The organism is Enterobacter sp. WCHEn045836, assembly GCF_003965585.1.
GTDB classification, from domain to species: domain Bacteria; phylum Pseudomonadota; class Gammaproteobacteria; order Enterobacterales; family Enterobacteriaceae; genus Enterobacter; species Enterobacter dissolvens.
In genome coordinates this window covers 137023-157169 of the sequence record NZ_RXPT01000005.1, presented here as the reverse complement: position 1 = coordinate 157169, position 20147 = coordinate 137023, and the positions used below count along the sequence as shown (strand labels likewise).

Annotated in this window: 23 protein-coding genes; 6 read left to right on the top strand and 17 right to left on the bottom strand. The window is 53.5% G+C overall.

Features of this window, described 5'->3' with window-relative positions:
• Nucleotides 1-8: 8 nt before the first annotated feature.
• The 3 genes from EKN38_RS08550 to EKN38_RS08540 all read right to left on the bottom strand — a co-directional run bounded on the left by EKN38_RS08550 (nucleotide 9) and on the right by EKN38_RS08540 (nucleotide 3261).
• On the bottom strand, nucleotides 9-836 hold the full coding sequence (locus tag EKN38_RS08550) for an iron-containing redox enzyme family protein (RefSeq protein WP_014830408.1): 828 nt from the start codon (nucleotides 834-836) through the stop codon (nucleotides 9-11).
• Between the two features lie 25 nt (nucleotides 837-861).
• Nucleotides 862-1272, bottom strand: a complete 411-nt coding sequence (locus EKN38_RS08545; protein WP_014830407.1) for a membrane protein — start codon at nucleotides 1270-1272, stop codon at nucleotides 862-864.
• A 90-nt stretch (nucleotides 1273-1362) separates the two neighbouring features.
• Nucleotides 1363-3261 (bottom strand): beta-ketoacyl synthase, encoded by a 1899-nt coding sequence (locus EKN38_RS08540; protein WP_043951557.1) that lies wholly within the window; start codon nucleotides 3259-3261, stop codon nucleotides 1363-1365.
• A gap of 177 nt (nucleotides 3262-3438) precedes the next feature.
• Between EKN38_RS08540 and EKN38_RS08535 the strand changes: the two genes are divergently transcribed.
• The 3 genes from EKN38_RS08535 (at nucleotide 3439) to EKN38_RS08525 (ending at nucleotide 6397) form a co-directional block, all read left to right on the top strand.
• Nucleotides 3439-4482, top strand: coding sequence for a GlxA family transcriptional regulator (locus EKN38_RS08535; RefSeq protein ID WP_238540749.1), 1044 nt, complete (start codon nucleotides 3439-3441; stop codon nucleotides 4480-4482).
• A gap of 49 nt (nucleotides 4483-4531) precedes the next feature.
• On the top strand, nucleotides 4532-5356 hold the full coding sequence (locus tag EKN38_RS08530) for an AraC family transcriptional regulator (RefSeq protein WP_014830404.1): 825 nt from the start codon (nucleotides 4532-4534) through the stop codon (nucleotides 5354-5356).
• A gap of 75 nt (nucleotides 5357-5431) precedes the next feature.
• Nucleotides 5432-6397 carry a DMT family transporter gene (locus EKN38_RS08525; RefSeq protein WP_014830403.1) on the top strand — a complete coding sequence of 322 codons (966 nt, stop codon included), beginning with the start codon at nucleotides 5432-5434 and terminating at the stop codon, nucleotides 6395-6397.
• 62 nt (nucleotides 6398-6459) lie between these two features.
• On the opposite strand, the gene EKN38_RS08520 is transcribed toward EKN38_RS08525, so the two are convergent.
• On the bottom strand, nucleotides 6460-8109 hold the full coding sequence (locus tag EKN38_RS08520; RefSeq protein ID WP_126521991.1) for a methyl-accepting chemotaxis protein: 1650 nt from the start codon (nucleotides 8107-8109) through the stop codon (nucleotides 6460-6462).
• Between the two features lie 244 nt (nucleotides 8110-8353).
• On the opposite strand from EKN38_RS08520, the gene ytfE reads away from it, so the two are divergent.
• Nucleotides 8354-9016 carry an iron-sulfur cluster repair protein YtfE gene (ytfE, locus tag EKN38_RS08515; RefSeq protein ID WP_014830401.1) on the top strand — a complete coding sequence of 221 codons (663 nt, stop codon included), beginning with the start codon at nucleotides 8354-8356 and terminating at the stop codon, nucleotides 9014-9016.
• Nucleotides 9017-9091: 75 nt separating this feature from the next.
• Here ytfE and cycA read toward each other — a convergent pair whose 3' ends face one another.
• Both cycA and fklB read right to left on the bottom strand, forming a co-directional pair.
• Complete coding sequence (gene cycA / locus EKN38_RS08510; protein ID WP_014830400.1) at nucleotides 9092-10501, bottom strand: D-serine/D-alanine/glycine transporter; 1410 nt, start codon at nucleotides 10499-10501, stop codon at nucleotides 9092-9094.
• Nucleotides 10502-10811: 310 nt separating this feature from the next.
• Entirely contained in the window at nucleotides 10812-11432 is a 621-nt protein-coding gene (fklB, locus tag EKN38_RS08505) for an FKBP-type peptidyl-prolyl cis-trans isomerase (protein WP_008502892.1), read from the bottom strand.
• A gap of 233 nt (nucleotides 11433-11665) precedes the next feature.
• On the opposite strand from fklB, the gene EKN38_RS08500 reads away from it, so the two are divergent.
• On the top strand, nucleotides 11666-12310 hold the full coding sequence (locus EKN38_RS08500) for an OapA family protein (RefSeq protein WP_014830399.1): 645 nt from the start codon (nucleotides 11666-11668) through the stop codon (nucleotides 12308-12310).
• Between the two features lie 46 nt (nucleotides 12311-12356).
• Here the strand turns inward: EKN38_RS08500 and EKN38_RS08495 are convergent, their stop codons facing one another.
• From EKN38_RS08495 to rpsF, 5 genes are all read right to left on the bottom strand, one after another.
• A complete protein-coding gene (locus EKN38_RS08495) occupies nucleotides 12357-13286 on the bottom strand; it encodes a DMT family transporter (RefSeq protein ID WP_014830398.1) in 930 nt (309 codons plus the stop codon).
• Between the two features lie 152 nt (nucleotides 13287-13438).
• Nucleotides 13439-13888, bottom strand: coding sequence for a 50S ribosomal protein L9 (gene rplI / locus EKN38_RS08490; RefSeq protein WP_008502894.1), 450 nt, complete (start codon nucleotides 13886-13888; stop codon nucleotides 13439-13441).
• A gap of 41 nt (nucleotides 13889-13929) precedes the next feature.
• The gene (gene rpsR / locus EKN38_RS08485; RefSeq protein WP_000135199.1) at nucleotides 13930-14157 is read right to left on the bottom strand and encodes a 30S ribosomal protein S18; all 228 of its coding nucleotides are present in this window, start codon (nucleotides 14155-14157) and stop codon (nucleotides 13930-13932) included.
• A gap of 4 nt (nucleotides 14158-14161) precedes the next feature.
• Complete coding sequence (priB, locus tag EKN38_RS08480; protein WP_008502895.1) at nucleotides 14162-14476, bottom strand: primosomal replication protein N; 315 nt, start codon at nucleotides 14474-14476, stop codon at nucleotides 14162-14164.
• 6 nt (nucleotides 14477-14482) lie between these two features.
• A complete protein-coding gene (gene rpsF, locus EKN38_RS08475) occupies nucleotides 14483-14878 on the bottom strand; it encodes a 30S ribosomal protein S6 (RefSeq protein ID WP_014830397.1) in 396 nt (131 codons plus the stop codon).
• A 343-nt stretch (nucleotides 14879-15221) separates the two neighbouring features.
• On the opposite strand from rpsF, the gene yjfY reads away from it, so the two are divergent.
• Nucleotides 15222-15497, top strand: a complete 276-nt coding sequence (gene yjfY / locus EKN38_RS08470; RefSeq protein ID WP_014830396.1) for a DUF1471 family protein YjfY — start codon at nucleotides 15222-15224, stop codon at nucleotides 15495-15497.
• Between the two features lie 92 nt (nucleotides 15498-15589).
• Here the strand turns inward: yjfY and EKN38_RS08465 are convergent, their stop codons facing one another.
• From EKN38_RS08465 to ulaA, 6 genes are read right to left on the bottom strand one after another with little or no spacing between them, the layout of a single operon-like run.
• Nucleotides 15590-16276 carry an L-ribulose-5-phosphate 4-epimerase gene (locus EKN38_RS08465; RefSeq protein WP_014830395.1) on the bottom strand — a complete coding sequence of 229 codons (687 nt, stop codon included), beginning with the start codon at nucleotides 16274-16276 and terminating at the stop codon, nucleotides 15590-15592.
• On the bottom strand, nucleotides 16269-17129 hold the full coding sequence (locus EKN38_RS08460) for an L-ribulose-5-phosphate 3-epimerase (RefSeq protein ID WP_014830394.1): 861 nt from the start codon (nucleotides 17127-17129) through the stop codon (nucleotides 16269-16271). Before EKN38_RS08460 ends, EKN38_RS08465 begins: the two co-directional genes overlap by 8 nt.
• A gap of 9 nt (nucleotides 17130-17138) precedes the next feature.
• Complete coding sequence (gene ulaD / locus EKN38_RS08455; RefSeq protein ID WP_013095305.1) at nucleotides 17139-17789, bottom strand: 3-keto-L-gulonate-6-phosphate decarboxylase UlaD; 651 nt, start codon at nucleotides 17787-17789, stop codon at nucleotides 17139-17141.
• 13 nt (nucleotides 17790-17802) lie between these two features.
• Entirely contained in the window at nucleotides 17803-18270 is a 468-nt protein-coding gene (gene ulaC, locus EKN38_RS08450; protein ID WP_013095304.1) for a PTS ascorbate transporter subunit IIA, read from the bottom strand.
• 9 nt (nucleotides 18271-18279) lie between these two features.
• Complete coding sequence (ulaB, locus tag EKN38_RS08445; RefSeq protein ID WP_004109091.1) at nucleotides 18280-18585, bottom strand: PTS ascorbate transporter subunit IIB; 306 nt, start codon at nucleotides 18583-18585, stop codon at nucleotides 18280-18282.
• A gap of 12 nt (nucleotides 18586-18597) precedes the next feature.
• Nucleotides 18598-19998, bottom strand: a complete 1401-nt coding sequence (gene ulaA / locus EKN38_RS08440) for a PTS ascorbate transporter subunit IIC (RefSeq protein ID WP_126521989.1) — start codon at nucleotides 19996-19998, stop codon at nucleotides 18598-18600.
• Between the last annotated feature and the right edge of the window lie 149 nt (nucleotides 19999-20147).

The following is a 20147-nucleotide window of genomic DNA, read 5'->3' as shown; positions in this document are numbered from 1 at the left end:
TGAGAAGATTATTTTCCGGCGCGGCCTGCCAGCAGGTCGTTGCAGAAGTCGTTCCAGACTTTCAGCCACAGATCGACGTGCTGTTCCATTTCGCGATAGCGGTCTTCCGTAATTGCCTGACAGAACAGGATCCATGCATCCTCAGAGTGACCATCTTCAATGGACTCTCCCGTCTCGCTTTCCACATGAATGCTGTGATAGCCCTGTGTGACGTCAATATCCGTCGCTTTATCCACGCCTTTTGCCCACGGCGTGGCGAAGTCATGGAATACCGTCTCTGCCACGGCCAGCAGCCCAACCAACCGGGTATAATCGCCATATGCGTTCTCAAACGTCGCGCGGCAGGCCAGTGAGCTGGACATCGGCAGCCAGGCTTTCACCTCCTGCTCAGTCATCCCCAGTTGCTGGATGGTATTAAAGAACTGTACGTAGTGCGCCAGCGCAGGCTGGCCGTTGTAATTACCTTCGTTGTCTTCACCCGGATGGAAGCCGAGCTCATCCAGCAGGTTGATTTGCAGCAGAAAACGCGCTGCCATTTTCGCTTGTGCACCCAGCGGTGCTTCCAGTTGTTTCGTCGCGCTCAAGGCTTCAATCACAGCATCGGTGAAGACCTGTGCAAACGCGTGATAAAACTCCAGATGAAATACACGCATCTGTTGAATATCAAATTCGCCGCTGGTCATTTTTGAGAGAATGGGGTTGCGCATCAGCGGATGAGATTCAACCCTGTCGATAAGCCGGTTGGCAAATGCACGATTCTCGCGGTAAACGCGCTGATCAACCGTCGAGACAATAGCGTCCCGGCCCAACTGGCGGGTATTCAGTAATGATGTCATTTTAATATCTCAGATGAGTGAAAATTTACAGGGCAGAGACTCTGCCAATTGCCATTACAACTAACGCATACATTCCACAACTAAACGGGATAACTTGCACATACTTAAACGGTAGATAAAAACATGATGCAATCAACAGTACCGGAATACCCACCGAAAGTATCATCATGCAAATAACCGCGTAATATTTATAGAGATAAGGAACCGCGAGGCTATCAATACACATTCCATAGAGCATGGATATTAAGGGCAACATAATAAACGCGATATGTGCCAACCTTAACATCCGGCGATTTAAATCAGTATAATTTTCATGGCCTTTAGGAGCGCGGAAAGGTCCCTTAAAGGCATACATTCCCATTAATCCACCCATTAATATACCGACAACAATACCACTCCAGCCAAAGGCAATCAGTATTGCACTGAGATTAGCCACTCTTTTTCTCCTGATTTTTGTGCACAAATATAAGGCACCTGAAGAACGTCAGGCACCCTGGTTTATTACTTGTTAGTCCGAATATGACGTTTAAAAATCGCTATATTCTTTTTCCCTCGCAAACGAAATAGGCTTTTCAAAGCCGGGAATAGTGATGCCATTCATATCAATATTGATATCGTCTTCATTTATCCCCTGCTGTCCAAACAGATAAATAACGTTTAATTCGCCGTGAGAGGCAGCTTCATCGTAAGCACGGGCTTGTCGTTGCACCTGGCGGTTACGCTGCTGATAATCTGCAAAGGCCGGTTCGCCATAGCGTTTGCGCAACCATTGTTGGGTAAGCTTCGGCGAGTAAACCACCCCCGTGGCATTATTACCGCCGAAGCCTTTTGAATTAATAAACGCAATTTGCCCCTGTTCATCCTCTAATTTGCAGTCCTGAACAGGGATGTGTAAACGCGCGTTATTCACCTGCGGCGCGATGTGCGGCACGCTTTTAATGCCCGGTAAAATGCCATAGCGGAAGACACCGAGACAGCTTATCAACTGGTCCCCGCTGGCAGGCCCCAGGGAGTGCCCCAGGTAAGATTTCACTGCCGTCACCGGCCAGTCGTGAATCGAAAAGGCTTGCGCAACACGGTCAAAAATATCCGCTTCCGAGACACAATTTTTCGGCGTGCTTGAACCATGAGCCTGGATAAACGATCCCTTTTGCACCGTCTCCAGTCCAACCATCGACACTGCAGAGGCGACAGCTTTCGCCATAGTGATGTAATTCCCCGGCCCCGGCGAAGCAATCGAACGCTTATAGCCATCAGCATTGATAAAGACGTTTCCCACAGAACCGTGGATCTCTGCGCCGAACTGCATCGCCAGTTCGTCGTCCATCAACACGATATACTGGCTGGACTCGGCGATCACAAACCCACAGCTGTTGCCAAACGGACGGCTGCTGTTGCGCCAGTCGGCCGTCTCCGTCTGATCGATATGCCTGAGTTTGCTCTCTGTCGCCAGCGCACCCATGGCATCAAAACCTTCAATCACCTCTGACGTAACCGGTGCTTCTGCGCTGCCTACCACGGCCACGCGAATGCGCCCTGCTTTTATGTCTTCGACGGCCGCGTTCAGGTTATAAAGAAACGTGGCGCATGCTCCCAGCGTGGCGCTGGTGTGGCCCACGCTACCCAGCACATAGGCATTGAGAAAATCGGCGCACATGCTGTTCAGGCCCAGCGGACACTGCCTGGCGCTGACGCGATGGCCCTTGAGACGCGACTGCAACATTCCGCCAAAGCCATACTCGTCGAGCTGTCCCATAATATTGCCCGAGTAGATACCCAGCTGATCCGGCGAAATTTTCGCCTGTATCTCCCGCCACGGGATCCCCAGAGCGTTGATCGCATCTGACGCCCCGACAACGGCCATTTGCAACGCCCGCGGGTGAAACTGTGAATTGTAATAGTCACCCGGCCGGAATCCTTGCGGCAGCAAACCTGCGGCCTGAACTTCCGTTCGCAACAGCGTCTCAATTCTACAGTCCATATCACCCCGGACGGTAATGCGCACGCGCTGATCCGTTAATTCCTCAGCATGCCATCCCTGCGGTAAGGGTTGAGGTAATTGTCTGGAAGAGATATTAAAACTAAAACCGTTTTCGTCCGAAGCCATATTCAATTTTGCATGACTAACGATGCCATCAACATCAAAATAATCGTCCGTGATTTTTCTGATAAGGGATCCTTCAAGCGCCTCGTTCTTTATCGTCGCGGCAGCCTGATCGGGCGTGAATCTTTTACCGGAAATGTCACAATATCCGCCTTCATCATATTTAAGAATGCCCATCAGGATAGCGAGCGATAATAACGTCTGCTGCCGTTCCTCTTCGGATAATGACTCAATAACCATTCGGCGAAATGCATGATGTGAAGAACTACGACCAGCCGGACCATAGCCACCAAATGCTGTTATTACGGGTAATTTCACCATAATCCATCCTGTATTGGTCGTGAATTTATTTTGTTATCAAGCTAAGACAATTTACAGATATTAGTTTACAAATCGCCAACAAAAGCTAATATGAAAATCCAGCCAAAATGCTGACTTTTTTGGCCAGGTTAAAGATGAGCTACCAAAAATAATAGTCAAAACAGGTATTAATCAAAAATGACAAATACACAAATAGGATTTGTGTTATGTGAACGCATGCTAAGTTCCGGCCTCAGTCTACCGATTGAAATGTGGAAATCAGCGGCCAGTAGCTATTTAGCTGAGCAAAAAACAAACGCCAACACAGATACGCCCCTGGCAAAGCGATCGCGTTTCAGGCTCTGTCGACCCGAAAGCATTTTGAAGGTCAATACCATCGGCATAAACAGTTTGCCGATCCGCACGCACAGTGGCTTCAGTATTACTGCCGACACCACGCTTGCCGACGACAGACACTACGATGTTATTTATATTCCGGCCCTGTGGCGCAACCCTCGCGCGGTGGTCAGACAGCAGCCTGAGCTGCTGGCGTGGCTTTCTGAGCAGGCCGCACGAGGCACCCGCATCGCTGCCGTCGGAACCGGCTGTTGTTTTCTGGCGGAATCAGGGTTGCTTAACGGGAAACCCGCCACCACTCACTGGCACTACTTCCGGCAATTCTCACGCGATTACCCCAGCGTTAAATTACAAACCAAACATTTTCTCACCCAGGCCGAAAATATTTACTGCGCCGCCAGCGTTAAGGCCTTGTCAGATCTGACAATTCATTTTATTGAAACGATATATGGAAAACGGATAGCCACACATACTCAACGGACATTTTTCCATGAAATTCGTAGCCAGTTTGATCGCCAGTGCTACAGCGAAGAAAACAAACCCCATCCCGATGAAGATATTGTGCAAATTCAGACCTGGATTAAAGCCAACTGCGCCTCAGATATATCAATGCAAAATCTTGCAGATATGGCTGGCATGAGTTTGCGCAACTTTAATCGTCGTTTTAAAAACGCCACTGACATGTCCCCTCTGCAATATTTATTAACCGCCAGAATTGAGTTAGCCATGAATATGTTGCAATCAACCAACCTCTGTATTCAGGAAATCGCCAACGCGGTTGGGTATCAGGATATCGCGCACTTTAATCGCCAGTTTAAACATAAAACCACAGTTTCACCGGGGGATTATCGTAAGACCGTTCGCGCAAAGATGTTTAGTGCATAATCCCGGATCATCTCTGATAATCACAAGATTGCCCCCGAGGAGAATCAGCGTGCAAGGCGTACCGGAACAATTTAGCGATGAGAGAGACAGCGCGCGCTTTCGCCATCTGGCGCAGTTGCCGGGTCTGGAACTTTATCACGCGCATATCGCTGACTACGCCTTTGAGCCTCACACGCACGAAGCCTTCGGCATCGGCACCATCGAAACCGGTGCCGAGCGCTTTCGCTATCGCGGTACCCAGCACCTGGCCGCTGAAAAATCCGTTGTCACCATGAACCCGGACGAGATCCACACCGGAGAGTCGGCAACCGAGGATGGCTGGCGCTACCGGATGGTCTACATCGAACCCGCTTTACTGGAAGAGGTGACTGGCCTGCGTCACTGGTGGTTTAGCGACGTGACCCGCCACGACCCGCTGCGTTCACAGCAAATCGGCCAGCTGATCTACGGCCTGTGGCATACCCAGGACCCGCTTGCGCAAAAAGGACTGCTGCTGGATCTGATTGAGACCTTCCAGCCGCTGGCCCATCACGCCCCAATAATTAAGGAAGGCGCGCACCGGTTCGAACGAGTGCGCGAGTATCTGCACGACAACTATATGCACGCCCTGACGCTGGACGAGCTGGCCAACGTGGTTTCCCTCAGCCCTTACCATTTTCAGCGCCAGTTCAAAGCCCATTTCCACGTTACGCCGCACCAGATGCTGATGGCTATTCGCCTGTGGCGCGCCAAAGTGTTTCTTACGCACGGCATGCCTGCCGCTGAAGTGGCCGCCGCGACCGGGCTGACCGATCAGTCGCATTTAACCCGCGCGTTTACCCGCCGCTACGGCATCACCCCCGTCCGCTACCAGAAGCAGGTCACCCGGCGCTGATGCGCAATCTCATACAATACGCGTGCAATCCCCCCTTCTACACTGAGTACAAAGTAAACCGATGTGGATGGAAAAATGATTAGTGGCGTGTTGTATGCCCTGCTGGCAGGGCTGATGTGGGGGCTGATTTTTGTTGGCCCGCTGATTGTGCCCGAGTATCCGGCAGCCCTGCAATCGACCGGCCGCTATCTGGCGCTGGGGCTGATTGCCCTGCCGCTGGCCTGGCTGGGTCGTACGCGTTTACGTCAGCTCAGCCGCCAGGACTGGATGACCGCGCTGGCGCTGACCATGATGGGCAACCTTATCTATTACGTCTGTCTGGCGAGCGCCATTCAGCGTACCGGTGCCCCGGTGTCGACCATGATTATCGGCACGCTGCCCGTCGTCATCCCCGTCTTTGCAAACCTGCTGTACAGCCAGCGCGATGGCAAACTGGCATGGTCAAAAATGGTGCCCGCGTTGATCTGCACGGGGGTCGGGCTGGTCTGTGTGAACATTGCTGAGCTTCGCCACGGGCTCACTGATTTCAGCGTCTGGCGTTATGGCTCGGGGATCGGTTTAGCGTTTATTTCCGTCGCCTGCTGGGCCTGGTATGCCCTGCGTAATGCGCGCTGGTTGCGGGAGAATCCGGATAAACATCCAATGATGTGGGCAACGGCGCAGGCGCTGGTGACGCTGCCAGTCTCGCTGGTGGGTTATGCCGGGGCCTGTATCTGGTCTGCTCAGCAACAGCCGGACTTCGCCCTGCCCTTCGGGCCGCGGCCGTGGGTCTTTGTCGGGCTGATGATCGCTATCGCTGTGCTCTGTTCCTGGGTGGGGGCACTGTGCTGGAATATCGCCAGCCAGAAACTGCCAACGGTGATCTTAGGGCCGCTGATTGTCTTCGAAACGCTGGCCGGGCTGCTGTACACCTTCCTGATGCGCCAGAGCGTACCGCCGCTGTTAACGGCCTGCGGAATAGTGCTGCTGGTGATGGGGGTAGTGATGGCGGTAAGAGCGAAGCCGGAAAAACCGATGGTCGTTCCGGCGTCGGAGATGTGAGGCGTTTGCAGGGCCTGCAAAAACATAGGCCCGGTAAGGCGTAGCCGCCACCGGGCAAGCTTTTAAAACGTTTCCCAGTTAGCTTCAGACGCAGAAGCGACGGGCTGCGCCTTTGGCGTATAGGTTTTCACCTGAGCCGCCTTAACCGCCTGGCTGCGGGCAATTTTAAACACCGCTACCGCTTCGTTCAGGCGTGCCGCCTGGTCTTCCAGCGCGGCCGCTGCGGCCGCAGATTCTTCCACCAGCGAGGCGTTCTGTTGGGTAACACGATCCATCTCTGCTACCGCCTGGCCCACCTGATCGATCCCGCGGCTCTGCTCATCAGACGCAGAGGCGATTTCGCCCATAATGTCAGTGACGCGAGTCACGGCGTTAACAATCTCCGCCATAGTGGCCCCGGCCTCGTTCACCAGCTGCGAGCCTGCGTTAACCCGCTCACCAGAGTCATCAATCAGCGCTTTGATCTCTTTCGCCGCCTGGGCGCTGCGCTGAGCGAGCGTACGCACTTCACCCGCAACCACCGCAAAGCCACGCCCCTGCTCACCGGCGCGCGCCGCTTCAACCGCCGCGTTCAGGGCCAGAATGTTCGTCTGGAAGGCAATGCCGTCAATGACATTGGTAATTTGAGCAATTTTGCTGGAGCTGGTGGCGATTTCGTCCATGGTACGGACGACGCCTTCCACAACGTTACCGCCCTTCTTCGCCGTTGAGGAGGCATCAAGCGCCAGACGGGAAGCCTGACGGGCATTGTCGGCGTTTTGTTTCACCGTTGCCGTCAGCTGCTCCATACTGGCAGCCGTCTCTTCCAGCGAGGCAGCCTGCTGTTCGGTACGGGAAGAGAGATCGTTACTGCCCGCAGAGATTTCCCCCGCACCGGTGTAAATGGTATCCGCACCTTCACGCACCACGCCCACGGTGTTTGCCAGCGCGGTTTGCATCTCCTGGACGTTTTGCGCCAGCACGGCCATCTCGTTTTTACCCTCAGCATGGATCGGCTGGGTTAAATCACCGGCGGCAATGGCGCGGATATGGCTTATCACATCCTGCAGCGGCAACAGCAGCACGCGGCGCATGGCAATCCAGCTGGAGATAATCACGATAATCACCAGCAGCATGACCGCAGAGAGGATCCACAGGATACGCTTGTAATCGCTTTCGTTATCTTTGATCCCTTTGTCCGTAAGCACGGCCTGGGCTTCACGCCATTCCCGGTACACGTTTTGCATCGCGGTCTGTTTCTGCTCCGCATTCTGCTTGAACATCTCTTCCAGATTGCCCTGAGAGAGCAAAACGTTCATTTGGGTCAGCGTCGCGGAGTAATTGCGATACTGCTCTTCCAGGCGGTTCGCCAGGTTGGGATCCAGCCCTGGGGTATTCGGTAAGGCATAGTATTTGTCGTAATGAGACTGGGCATTGGCCAGCAGGTTTTTCGCCGTGTTCACCAGCTCGTTGAGCTGCCCGCCGTTAATCTGCGAAGCCATGCTACTTTGCAGACGCAGCATGCCGCGGTTCAGGGTGACGCGTGCCTGGTTCAGGCTAATCCATGCATCGGTAAACTCCGCCACATTCTTGCTGGATAGCTGCGACACGGTGAAGTTATCTTTGTCGTTATTCAGCGCGTTAATAAAGATACCGGCGGAGACGAGTTGCATGATGCCGAGCACAAGCAGCACCGAAATCAAAAGGGTAATGACTTTTATACGTTTAAACATGCGTTGCCTTTGTTATATGCAGGTTGTCTGACGTGGATATATCGGCAGGCGCGGCGGGTTGTTTACTGTTTCTCCACTGTAAAAAAGTTTCTAAAGTCATTTTCTGCGTTCATTCAGTGAGTTAAACGCGGGAATTTTTTTGTGATCCACATCGCATTTTCACCCTTGCCTCTAAAGGGTTATAGCACTGCCATAAAGATGCATTTAATATGCATCTTATATTCTTGATGATGAGGTAACTGCTATGGCCTTCCGCGACCAACCCCTCGGCGAGCTGGCGCTCTCCATCCCTCGCGCTTCTGCGCTGTTTCGTAAATACGACATGGATTACTGCTGCGGCGGTAAGCAAACCCTGGCACGTGCGGCCTCGCGCAAAGAACTGGATGTCGGGCTCATTGAAGCGGAACTGGCGCAGCTGGCAGAGCAGCCCATCGACAAAGACTGGCGCACGGCCCCGCTTGCCGAAATCATCGACCACATTATCGTGCGTTACCACGACCGCCACCGTGAACAGCTGCCGGAGCTGATCCTGCAGGCGACCAAAGTGGAGCGCGTACACGCCGACAAACCTTCCGTGCCGCGCGGCCTGGCGAAATACCTGACCATGCTGCATGAAGAACTCACCAGCCACATGATGAAAGAAGAGCAGATCCTCTTCCCGATGGTCAAACAGGGAATGGGCAGCCAGGCGATGGGGCCAATTAGCGTGATGGAAAGCGAACATGACGACGCGGGTGAGCTGCTGGAAGTCATCAAACACACCACCAATAACGTCACGCCGCCGCCAGAAGCCTGCACCACATGGAAAGCGATGTACAACGGTATTAACGAGATGATCGACGACCTGATGGAACACATCAGTCTTGAGAACAACGTTCTGTTCCCGCGAGCATTGGCAGGGGAATAAAAAAGGCCACTGAAGCCTGATGACAGGGAGAGGGTGCAAAAACTAAAAACGGCAACCGAAGTTGCCGTTTTGCTTTTACCTTACGCCTGCCATTCGTTTCTTACCAATGAACAGCCAGCCCAATCCAAGCGCAATGAACCACAGCGGCGTGACGATCAGCGCCTGACGGGTGTCATCTTCCAGCGTCAGCAGAACCAGCACGAACGCGAAGAATGCCATACACACCCAGCACATCAGCTTGCCCAATGGCATCTTGTAGATTGATTTCTCGTGCAGGTGTGGGCGCTGTTTACGATACACCAGGTAGGAACAGAGGATGATCGTCCAGACGAACATAAACAGGATCGCCGAGACGGTGGTGATCATGGTGAACGCACCGATGACGCTCGGGTTCACGTAGAGCATTACCACACCACCCAGCAGGCACATGCAGGAGAAGGTCAGCCCTTTCGCCGGTACGGCACGCTTAGAGAGTTTGGCAAACGCGCTCGGCGCAACGCCTTCCTGCGCCAGGCCAAACAGCATGCGGCTGGTTGAGAACACACCGCTGTTCGCCGACGACGCAGCCGACGTTAGCACCACGAAGTTAATCAGGCTCGCTGCCGCAGGCAGCCCCACCAGCACGAACAGCTCAACGAACGGGCTCTTGCTTGGCACAACGGAGCTCCACGGCGTCACGGACATAATAATGATCAACGCGAAGACGTAGAACATGATGATACGAACCGGGATGGAGTTGATTGCACGCGGCAGGGATTTTTCCGGGTCTTTGGTTTCCGCGGCGGTGGTTCCGACAAGCTCAATTCCCACAAAGGCAAACACCGCAATCTGAAAGCCGGCAAAGAAGCCGCTGATGCCTTTCGGGAACCAGCCGCCGTCATTCCACAAATGGGTAAACGAAGCCTGTACGCCGGTTGGCGACTGGAAATGCGTCAACACCATTACCAGGCCCACCACAATCAGCGCCACAATAGCGACAATCTTGATCATCGCGAACCAGAACTCCATCTCACCGAACATCTTAACGGTAGCGAGGTTGAGGCTCAGCAGCAGAACAATCACCGCCAGCGAGGCGACCCAGTCCGACAGACCGGGGAACCAGAACTGCGCATAGGCGGTAATGGCGACGACATCCGCCATGCCGGTCACGACCCAGCAGAACCAGTAGGTCCAGCCGGTGAAATAACCCGCCCAGGGGCCGAGCAGGTCGGAAGCAAAATCGCTGAAAGATTTGTATTCGAGGTTGGAGAGCAGCAATTCACCCATTGCACGCATCACGAAAAAGAGCATAAAACCGATGATCATATAAACGAAAATGATCGACGGCCCGGCAAGACTGATGGTTTTGCCTGAGCCCATAAACAGCCCGGTACCGATGGCACCCCCGATGGCGATAAGCTGAATATGACGGTTTGTGAGATTGCGCCGTAGCGACTGTTCAGACGTCGCCTCTTCTGTCGTGGCGACTTTGACCTGATCTACCATGTAATTTTCCTGTTTATGCCTGTCTGTGTTGTTAAGGCTCTTCTGGCCTTTAAAACGTCAAATAAATGACGGTCCCTCTGTAAGGGTTTATCGATATTAGGTAAGAATCGGCGGGATGAATACTATGATTTAGATATTATGTTAATAATATGTTGGAAGTGAGTGTCATATCACTCATACAGCGCGAAACAGCTCACAAAAATACACGCAACAGTTTCGTTTGCAAGATAAAATATTGATTCCGCCGTAACTATAGGTTTTAACACTATTTTCCTCTCCCCGGACGGAGAGAGGAAATAAGAAAAGCCGATTACAGGATTTCCAGCAGCTCGACTTCAAACACCAGGGTGCTGAATGGCGGGATGGACGCGCCAGCGCCACGCTCACCGTACGCCAGGTTGTGCGGGATAGTCAGTTCCCATTTGGAGCCGACTGGCATCAGGGTCAGGGCTTCAATCCAGCCTGCGATAACGCCGTTAACCGGGAATTCAGCCGGTTCACCGCGTGCAACAGAGCTGTCGAACACCGTACCGTCGATCAGTTTACCAGTGTAGTGCACGCGAACGTGGTCAGTGCGTGCCGGGATAGCGCCGTCGCCCTGGTTGATTACGCGGAACTGCAGGCCAGACTCGGTGCTGTTCACGCCTTCACGCTCACGGTTCTCTTCCAGATATTTCACGCCTTCTGCCGCCATCTCTTCGAAGCGCGCGCGACGCACTGCGTCAGCACGTTCGTGGATTTCACGCAGCGCACGGTGGACAACATCAACCGGAACGGCTGGCTGTTTGCCTTCCAGCGCGTCAGCGATACCCGCCACCAGCGCTTCTGGTAACAGACCTTCCAGGCCGGATTCGCTCAGTTGCTGTCCTACCTGCAAGCCGATACCGTAACTTGCCTGCGCTTCGATAGTGTCAAAAGTCGGGGTGGTCATGGGTTTTCCTTCCATCACATTTAAAGTAGCGGGCAGCATAGCAGCCATGCCCTTATGGGTAAAACTTTGTCTGAAGTTAAGGTGACAAACTGCGACGAAACAGAAACAATAGAGGTAACCAGGATTAATCCCGAACGGATGTCACGGATGTCGGGTTTGCTACGCCGTTCAGGCAGTTAGCGAACTATACTTCTGAGCACAGGATAAAAAAGACGCGGAGCAGGAGGAGAGCCATGCCCGGGCGATTTGAACTGAAACCTACCCTGGCGAAAATCTGGCAGGCGCCGGACAATTTTCGCATTATGGACCCGCTACCTCCCCTGCATCGCAGAGGGATCATCATTGGTGCGCTGCTGGTGATCGTCGGTTTCCTGCTCCCTTCTGGCGGCGATGATGTGGACACCGCGCCAGTCACCCGCAATGCGCAACTGGATCTTCAGTCGCAAACGCGTCCGCAACCTGACGCGCAGCCTATGCAGACACAGCTTGTGACGCCGTCTAACGATCCGGGTCAGGTTGCTCCGGTTGAGCCAGAGCCGATTCAGGAAGAACAACCGCAGGAGCAGGCCGTCACCCCGTCTGAACCACAGACACAGCAGCCCACCGGTATTGAGCAGCAGTGGCGTTCCTACCGCGTAGAGCCGGGCAAAACGCTTGCTCAGCTGTTCCGCGACCACAACCTGCCACCAACCGATGTCTATGCGATGGCCCAGGTAGAAGGTGCGGGCAAGCCGCTCAGTAACCTGCAGAACGGCCAGATGGTGCAGATCCGTCAGAATGCCAGCGGCGTGGTCACCGGGCTAACGATTGATACGGGTAATGGCCAACAGGTGCTGTTTACCCGCCAGCCAGACGGCAGTTTTATCAGAGCACGGTAATGGCGTAAGCCGGGTAAGGCGAAGCCGCCACCCGGCACTTTTGTTCTCAGGCACTCCGTTTATTCACCCACCAGATCCCCGAGCAGACCAGCACCAGCGCAATCGCGTATTTAATCTCCAGGATGTTTTCCCCCAGGAAAATAGCGGACAGTACCGTCCCGGCGACGGGGATCACAAAGTTGAACGGGGCAATCATACTGACGCGGTTCACTTTCAGCAGGGCGCTCCACAGAGCGAAGGCGACGGATGAGAGCAACGTCAGATACCCCAATACCGCCACCGCGGTGAGGCTATGCACTTCCAGCGTCCCACCCGTGGCATATCCCCCTGCCACCAGGGCAAGACCACCAATACCCAGTTGCCAGCCGGTCATCACCGTCGGATCGACCGTCTGGGAGATACGTTTTCCGTACAGCGTGGCGGCGGAGAGGATGAACGCCGCCAGCACCACAAACCCGTCACCATTCCAGACAAAACGGAAATCACTGAGACCACTGTGGAAGTTCACCAGCATCACCCCGGCAAACCCCAGAATACAGCCCAGCGTTTTGTTATAGCTGAGCTTATCGTTGAGGTAGATAAAATGCGCCAGCAGTACGCTGAAGAAGGTGCCGGTGGCGTTCATGATCGAGCCATTAACGCCCGTGGTGTACGCCAGCCCGATATAAAAGAAGGTGTACTGAATGGTGGTCTGCGTCAGCCCCAGGATCGTAAGCTGACCAAACTGCGTGGGCGTGAGCCTGGCGATGGGTTTACGCTGAGCCAGCGCAAACAGCAGCAGCAATGCCCCGGCGAACAGAAAACGGTACCCGGCAAAGACGACTTTTGACGGAATATCATCGGTTGCGATCTGAAAGAGTTCATAGCCACTTTTAATGGCCGGGTAAGAGCTACCCCAGAGCAGACAGCAGAGCGTGGCGCAGGCGTAGGCTACATTGCGACGGGCAAAGACGGGCGTGGGCAGAGCAGTATCCATGGCAAATCTCAAAGATAAAATTGCGTTTCATTTTATTATCAGAGAATGCGTCAGGAATAGCTACCATACAAGATGTAAAGTGACGTTCAGCAGGCTTTAAAAAGCAAAACGCCGGCACAAGGCCGGCGCTTTGACGCGAGCAGAGTAAAAAATTACTCAGCTACAACGTTAACAACCAGTTTAGCGAACACTTCGCTGTGAACCTGGAAGTCAACTTCGTGCTCACCAGTGGTACGCAGAACACCGTTCGGCAGACGAACTTCGCTCTTAGCCACTTTAACGCCTGCTGCAGAAACTGCATCAGCGATATCGCGGGTACCGATGGAACCGAACAGTTTACCTTCGTCGCCAGCTTTGGAAGCGATGGTAACAGTGCCCAGTGCGTTGATTGCTTCAGCGCGAGCGTTAGCAGCCGCCAGAACGTCAGCCAGTTTGGCTTCCAGTTCAGCACGACGTGCTTCGAAAAACTCTACGTTTTTCTTGGTAGCAGGAACAGCTTTGCCCTGTGGAACCAGGAAGTTACGAGCGTAGCCCGCTTTAACGTTTACCTGATCACCCAGGCTGCCCAGGTTTGCTACTTTATCAAGCAGAATAACTTGCATTACCTTATCCTCTTAAAGTCGTATTAATGGACCGTGCCCGATTACTGATGACGATCAGTGTACGGCAGCAGAGACAGGTAGCGAGCGCGTTTGATAGCGCGAGCCAGCTGACGCTGGTATTTTGCACGAGTACCGGTGATACGGCTTGGGACAATCTTACCGCTTTCGGTGATGTAGTTTTTCAGCGTTGCGATATCTTTATAGTCGATCTCTTGAACGCCTTCCGCGGTGAAACGGCAGAACTTGCGACGACGGAAATAACGTGCCATATGGCTAGTCTCCAGAATCTATCAAATCAATCTGCTCGGCATGCAGAACCATTTTGCTCAGACCGTTCTTTGCCTTGTGGCAAGAGATGAACCCCTGAACGATTACTGCACTACCGACCGTTAAACTGTGAGTAATGGCCTGGTTTTCGTGTCCGCTAATGATAACGGGCATTTGGCACCACGCCTGCCGGTGAAACCCGGCTTCCTCTTGCACAGAACGATGCTCAAGCACGAACTGGCAATGCGGAATTCCTGATGGACTGACCTTTCGAAGGGGAGCCCTGCATACGATGCCGGACAACGCCAGACGGTTGGTCATCAGAAATTACTCTTCAGAATCCCCAGCATCAGAATCATCTGCGGTTTCGTTTGCGAAATCATCGCGACGCTCACGGCGCTCGTCTTTCGCTTTAACCATCGGAGATGCTTCGGTAACTGCGTGTTTAGTACGCATAACCATGCTGCGGATAACGGCATCGTTGAAGCGGAAGTTAGTTTCCAGCTCATCGATCACTTCCTGCGGAGCTTCAACGTTCAGCAGAACGTAGTGTGCTTTGTGCAGTTTGTTGATCGGGTAAGCCAGCTGACGGCGGCCCCAGTCTTCCAGACGGTGGATCGTGCCCGCTGCTGCAGTGATTGCACCAGTGTAGCGCTCGATCATACCCGGAACCTGTTCGCTCTGGTCAGGATGGACCATAAAAACGATTTCGTAATGACGCATCGAATTGCTCCTTACGGATTATTCAGCCTCCTGTCTGGGTCAGCCGAGGCCCGGGGAGGCAAGGAACGTGTTAAAGGTCGGCTGAAAAATTGACGCGTCATAATACTTGCGCGCCCCTGGAAACTCAAGCTGATTGCACAAATAATTCGCACAAACCGCAAAGCTGGTCTAAGTGGGTGATTTAAAATTAATCGCATCAGGAAGCGTTGTTTTTTTGAACAACTGCATCAGAAATGGTCACGCATCCTCGCCGGATAAGTGATTACACTTTAATCAGAGACCATTTAAACACCGAAGGAGAGCAATCAACCGTCTCACAGCACGCAGTCGTGGAGCGCATATCATGAAAAAAATCGCAATTGCCGTAATGGCTGCGCTTTTGCTCAGTGCAAACGCGATGGCAGCCATCAAGATAGACAGCCGACAGGCCAGAAACATGGATGATGTGCAGAGCTTAGGCGTAATTTACATCAATCATAATTTCGCCACAGAGAGCGAAGCAGATCAGGCTCTTAATAAAGAAACCGATGCTCAGGGGGCAAATTACTATCACGTCATACTGATGCGTGAGCCCGGCAGCAACGGCAATATGCATGCCAGTGCAGATATTTACCGATAACCTTTTAACGCTAGCACCAGGAAAGCCAACAAAGAGAACATAGCCATAGTTTGACTTGCCCCCTGCCCGGGGGCTTTTTTTTTGGTTCTGACTCACTTCTGCCCGTAATAAGCACTAGGCCCATGCTTGCGCATGAAGTGTTTGTTCATCAGGTAATCATCAATGCCCTGAAGCTGTGGGTTGATGTCGCAAGCAATCCACGCCATACGGGCCACCTCCTCCATGACTACCGCGTTATGGACGGCGTCATGCGCATCTTTTCCCCAGGCGAACGGACCGTGCTGATAGACCACAATGCCCGGCGTGTGCAGCGGTTCGCTCTCACCCAGCGTTTCGATAATGACCTTACCCGTGTTGAGCTCGTACTCGCCTTCCACTTCTGTCTGCGTGAGTGCCCGCGTGCAGGGAATGTCACCAAAGAAGTAGTCCGCATGCGTGGTTCCCAGAGCCGGAATTGCCCGCCCCGCCTGTGCCCAGGCTGTGGCATGCGTAGAGTGGGTATGCACTACGCCGCCAAGAGAAGGGTAACGCCGGTAGAGCGCCAGATGGGTGGCTGTATCTGAAGAAGGGCGCCATTTGCCGTCGACAACGTTACCCTCAAGATCAACCACCACCATATCGTCAGGGCTCATGGCGTCATATGCCACGCCGCTGGGCTTAATCACCACGAGCCCTTGCTCACGGTCGATGGCGCTGACGTTTCCCCAGGTGAAGGTCACCAGTCCATAGCGCGGAAGATCCATATTAGCGTCAAAGACCTGCTGCTTAAGGTTACGCATGTTCAGCCTCCAGTAAGCCGGCCCGTGCCATACGTTCCCGTACCCAGTCGCGAGCGTTAGCCACTTCACCTGCAGGGTCATCTGACGTTTCGCTCCACATCTCAATCAGGTAAGGCCCGCAATACCCCGCCTGTTTGAGCGTCTGGAAGCACCGTTCGAAATCCACCACCCCGGTGCCGAACGGAACGTTTTTGAATACCCCAGGACGCGTATCTTTGACATGAACCGCGACGATATGGCCCATCCCCGCCAGCAGTTCCATTTGTACGTCATTATCCCACGCCGACAGGTTGCCGATATCAGGATAGAGCTGGAACCACGGATTGTTCAGGTAATGCGCGTAGCCCAGCGCCTTGCTGATCGAGTTCATTAACGGATAGTCCATGATCTCCATCGCCAGCGTCACCTGCGCGCGGCTGGCCATCTCAACGCTCTCTTTCAGGCCGTCACGAAAACGACGACGCGTTTCGTCATTGGCTTCCTGATAGTAAACGTCATACCCGGCAAGCTGTATCACGCGAATACCCACATCCTGCGCAAAACGAATGGCTTTACGCATGATATTCAGCCCCTGCGCACGCACCGTATCATCTTCACTGCCAAGCGGAAAACGACGGTGGGCACTAAGGCACATGGACGGCACGCGCACGCCCGTTTCGGCGACCGCACTCACCAGCGCCAGACGCTGCTCCTGGCTCCAGTCGAGGCGAGAAAGACGTTCATCGGTCTCATCCACGGACATTTCGACAAAATCGAAGCCCAACTGTTTCGCCAGTTTCAGCCGCTCCAGCCAGCACTCCCCCGCGGGGAGTGCCTTTTCATAAATGCCAAGCGGGACCTGTTTAGACAACATACCCGCTCCTTAGCCCCAAAGCTGAGCGATTGAACGTTTGAACTGACGTGCCGCTTCCACCGGAGACGCGGCATCACGAATGCTGCGACCCGCGATAAAGACGTGAATAGGGATACCTTTAAACAGCGGCAGATCTTCCAGCGCCAGGCCACCGGTAACGGTCACTTTAAAGCCCATGTCAGCAAGACGTTTAATGGCGCTGATATCTGCGTCTCCCCACGCCACGCCGGCGGCCTGCGCATCACGGCTGCGGTGATAAACGACCTGCTGAATGCCAGCATCGCGCCACGCCTGGGCCTGTTCCCAGGTCCAGAAACCGGTCAGTTCAATCTGCACATCGCCGTTGAACTCTTTCGCCACATCCAGCGCACCTTTCGCAGTGTTGATATCTGCACAGCAGATCACGGTGACCCAGTCGGCATTAGCTTCAAAACACATGCGGGAGAGAATTTTGCCTGCATCGGCAATCTTGGCATCGGCCAGCACGATTTTATGCGGGTAGAGCGCTTTCAGATCGCGAACGGCGCGCACGCCTTCACCTACGCACAGAATGGTGCCAACTTCGATAATATCCACCTCTTCCGCAATCAAGCGGGTGGTTTCATACGCATCGGACAGAGTCTGGTTATCCAGCGCGACCTGCAACATTGGTAATGACATTTTCAATTCCTTCTTAAACTGCCGCCGCTGTGGCGTTATCAATTAAATCCAGCACTTCCTGCTCGGTGCGGCAGGCGCGTAAACGATCAAAATTCGCTTCGTCATCAAACAGGTTAACGATCTGCATGATGCCAACCTCCTGATGGGTATTGGCATCGACGGCCGCCATGGTGATCAGGATGTCGACCGGGTCGTTATCTTCATGGTTAAACACCAAAGGCGTTTTCAGCGTTACCAGCGCGAAGCCGGTTTTCTTCACGCCCTCTTCCGGGCGGCCGTGCGGCATCGCTAGTCCTGGCGCAATCACAAAATAAGGACCATGCTGCGCCACACCATCAAGAATGGCCTGGTAATAACGCGGCTCGACAACATCGGCCTTAACCAGCAGATCCACGCTCAGCTTCACCGCCTCCTGCCAGGTGCTGGCCTCGGCCTGTAAAAGGATGGAGTTATTCTCAGCCAGCGAATCACGTAGTTTCATGTGGCGTCCTTACTTCACATCTTGCGGGAAGTGCGCTTTGATCACTTCCAGCAGTTTTGGGCCAAAATCCGCAGGGGAGAGCATATTGCGTACCCCCACGACATACTTGTTGCCAGAAACGCTAATTTCACCGGCGATATGGGTAGACGCGATGATGATATCGGCGCCGTTCAGTTCACTTTTGTATTCACCCACCGCGCAGCTGTTCACCGTGTGGTCAATGTTTGACTGGGTTAAAAACTGGTCCACTTTCATCTTCATGATCATGGAGCTACCTTGCCCATTGCCACACACAGCCAGGATACGTACGGTCATAATCGAAACTCCTTAGTGAGCAGAAACTTCTGCTGTTTGTTTTTCCGCATCTTCTTCAGCTCGCAGAGAACGGCCAGCGAAGAACATATAAGCCAGGGCAATCACGATAATGACGGCCATAAAGGCCAGCCCGACGGACGCAAAGCCCTGCATCATTGGCGGGGCCAGGATTGACCAGTCCGCCATGCCCATCCAGGCGCTCATACCGGTGAGCTTGACCGCCCACACGCAACCGAAGATCTCCACCATGCCCATCACCAGACAGATCTTGAGCGCTGCACGCCAGCCGCCAAAGTGGTTAGCAAAGACGCCAATGGTGGCGTTGGAGAAGAACATCGGGATAAAGCCAGGAATAATCAGAATGGATGAGCCGCAGCCGACCAGAATGCCTACCGCAATCAGTTGGCCGATGGTGCCCCACATAAAGCCCCATACCACCGCGTTTGGCGCAAAGCTGTAGATAGCCGCACAGTCAATGGCCAGTACCGCACCAGGAATCAGGCGTTGAGAGATCCCGTTGAAGGCTTCAGAGAGCTCGGCAACAAACATGCGCACGCCCTGGGTAATGATGAAAATCGCCACCGCGAAGGAGAAACCGGTCTGCAGGATATAGACCGTCCAGTGCGTTTTACCCGCCATCGCCTGTACTACGTCAATCCCGAAGGAGAGCAGAATGGCGCCGAAGAAAATGGTCATTACGATCGCCGTGGAGACGATGTTGTCGTGGAAAATATTCAGCCAGCCCGGCAGCTTGAGGTCTTCAACGCTGTCCTCTTTTTTGCCCAGATATGGCGCAACCTTGTAAGCGATCCACGAGGCGAACTGTTGCTGATGGCCGATGGAGAAACCGCAGCCGTCAGTCACTTCCTGCGTCGGCTTGTACATCATGTTGGAGGTGATACCCCAGTAAAGCGATACCAGCACAGCGGTGCAGATAATCGTGGTCCACATGGGGTAGCCGAAGATATAGAGAGACACCGCAATCAGCCCGGCCTGCTGGAACATAATGTGACCAGTCAGCATGATGGTGCGGATGCCGGTAATGCGGCGCAGCAGAACGTAAATGATGTTTAACGCCAGCGCGAGCAGTACCGCGTAGCCCACCCAACTGTAGGCATCTCCCATGCGGTCAATGGTGGCCATCATCGACGCGTAGGTGTCAGAGATGGCACCGTTGATGCCATACACTTCAGACATTTTGGCAACAACGGGTTTAAAGGTACTGGTCAGAATGCCTGAACCCGCCTGCAACAGCATGAAACCAATGATGGTTTTGATTGTGCCTTTGATGATGACGCTGACGCTTTTGCGCAGAAGGATGTAGCCCAGGCACGTCACGATACCCAGCAAAAGCGGGGCGTTAGTCATTACCTGATTAAAGAACACGGTAAAGACGTTGTAGAGGATCTCCATAACTCTCTCCAGAAATGAGAACACGAGGGGTAATCCCTGTTCGGTTGGTGTCATCACTCTATTAATCACAAATAATCACCACAAGATTGCATTTGATTATTTGTGACGTATCACGCAAATTATTTCCATGCTGTTAGTAATGATTTTCA